This is a genomic window from Devosia sp. (genome assembly GCF_034675085.1).
GTDB lineage: Bacteria > Pseudomonadota > Alphaproteobacteria > Rhizobiales > Devosiaceae > Devosia.
In genome coordinates this window covers 1-1,505 of sequence record NZ_JAUCDN010000488.1, presented here as the reverse complement: position 1 = coordinate 1,505, position 1,505 = coordinate 1, and the positions used below count along the sequence as shown (strand labels likewise).

Here is a 1,505-nt window from a genome sequence, read left to right as displayed (position 1 = left end):
GGCCGCTGGCCCGACGATTGGCATTCTTGGGGGAATGTATGAAGCGTTTTGTGACGGGGGCGGTGCTGCTGGCTGGCCTTGCCCTCGCCGGGCCCGCCATGGCCGTGCCGGGGCAATGCTCGATGACCGATTACGGCAGCTTCGCCTGTGACGTCACCGCCGATGGCGGCGGCATCACCTTCGCCCTGCCGGACGGCCAGGTCTTCGTCTTCGCCCATGTGGCCGATGGCGCCGGGCCGGGCTATCTGATCGCTCCCGGTCGCCTGCCCCACGCGCTGGGCGCTTTCGAGCCCATGCCCGCCGAGCCCGGCTGCTGGCATGACGCCCAGGATAAGCGCAAATTCTGCGCCGCCATTCTTCAATAGGTCCGGTTTTCGCCCTGGAGGCCCCATGACAGCCCGCCCTTTCATCGTTGAAACGGGCGGCGCCCGCATTTCCGGCCTCGCTGAGGGCGAGGGGCTGGCGGTGGTGTTCCTGCATGCCGGGGTCTGCGACAAGCGCATGTGGACCGCCCAGATGGCGGCGGTGGCCGAGGAGGGCTGGCAGGCCATAGCCTATGACCGGCGGGGCTATGGCGACACCGAAAGCGCGGATGTGCCCTTCAGCCATATCGATGATCTCGAAGCCGTGCTGGCGGCGCGCGACGTCCATGCCGCCATTTTCGTCGGCTGCTCGCTCGGCGGCGGGCTGGCACTGGATTTCGCCCTGCGTCACCCCGGCCGGGTGCTGGGCCTGGCCGTGATCGGCACCTCGGTGACCGGCGCCCCCTGGAGCGCCACGGCCGCCGAGACGCAGATCGAGGCGGCCGAGGAGGATGCCTGGGAGCGCGGCGATCTCGATATGGTCAACCGCGTGCAGGCGCACCAATGGCTGGATGGTCCCCGCGCTGGCAGCGGGCGGGTGGAGGGGGCGGCGCGCGCGCTTTTCCTCGATATGAACGCCCGGGCGCTGTCCAAGCCCGAATTGGCCGGCGAGGAACGCCCGCCGCTGGCCTGGTCCCGCGTCGGGGAGGTCAACGCTCCCACGCTCCTGCTGGTCGGCGACGAGGACTTCACCGCCATCATCGACCGGCACGACCATCTCTCGGAGGAAATGCCCAATGCCTTCGCGGCGGTGCTGGAAGGCGTCGCCCACATTCCCAGCCTGGAACGGCCCGACCTGGTCAATTCCATGCTGCTGGAATTTCTCGATGTGCTGGCGGGTGACGACGACGAGGAGGAGTACGCCTAGATCATTTCACCGTTTAGTGGAAACGGTGAAACGCTCTAAGTGTTTGTTTTATCGCGTTTCCGAACCGGAAAACCGGTATCCACTTTTCCTGGAAACGCTCTGGCATACCTCGACGACCGCGCTATCGCGCCGCTTACACCGCCAAAATCCCGTCCAGATGCTTGTCGATCTGGCTGGTGGGCAGGTTGGTCAGATCCTTGTTCAATTCTCCGACGATGACCTTCTTGACCGTGGGGGAGATGGCCTTGCGGATGTCGCCCAGGGCGATGGGGGCG

The 1,505-nt window shown here is 66.2% G+C and carries 3 protein-coding genes; 2 read left to right on the top strand and 1 reads right to left on the bottom strand.

Annotated features, from left to right (window positions below; translation table 11 throughout):
* Nucleotides 1-38: 38 nt before the first annotated feature.
* Together VDP82_RS18030 and VDP82_RS18025 are read left to right on the top strand one after the other, a co-directional pair.
* Nucleotides 39-365 carry a hypothetical protein gene (locus tag VDP82_RS18030; RefSeq protein WP_323016189.1) on the top strand — a complete coding sequence of 109 codons (327 nt, stop codon included), beginning with the start codon at nt 39-41 and terminating at the stop codon, nt 363-365.
* Nucleotides 366-390: 25 nt separating this feature from the next.
* Entirely contained in the window at nt 391-1,230 is an 840-nt protein-coding gene (locus VDP82_RS18025; protein ID WP_323016188.1) for an alpha/beta hydrolase, read from the top strand.
* 133 nt (nt 1,231-1,363) lie between these two features.
* Here the strand turns inward: VDP82_RS18025 and VDP82_RS18100 are convergent, their stop codons facing one another.
* Nucleotides 1,364-1,492 (bottom strand): host attachment protein, encoded by a 129-nt coding sequence (locus VDP82_RS18100; protein ID WP_416347144.1) that lies wholly within the window; start codon nt 1,490-1,492, stop codon nt 1,364-1,366.
* Nucleotides 1,493-1,505: the final 13 nt, after the last annotated feature.

Bases quoted from the DNA above. Each gene is read 5' to 3' on its own strand.
- VDP82_RS18030 (WP_323016189.1), top strand. From the start codon at position 39: ATGAAGCGTTTTGTGACGGGGGCGGTGCTGCTGGCTGGCCTTGCCCTC.
- VDP82_RS18025 (WP_323016188.1), top strand. From the start codon at position 391: ATGACAGCCCGCCCTTTCATCGTTGAAACGGGCGGCGCCCGCATTTCC.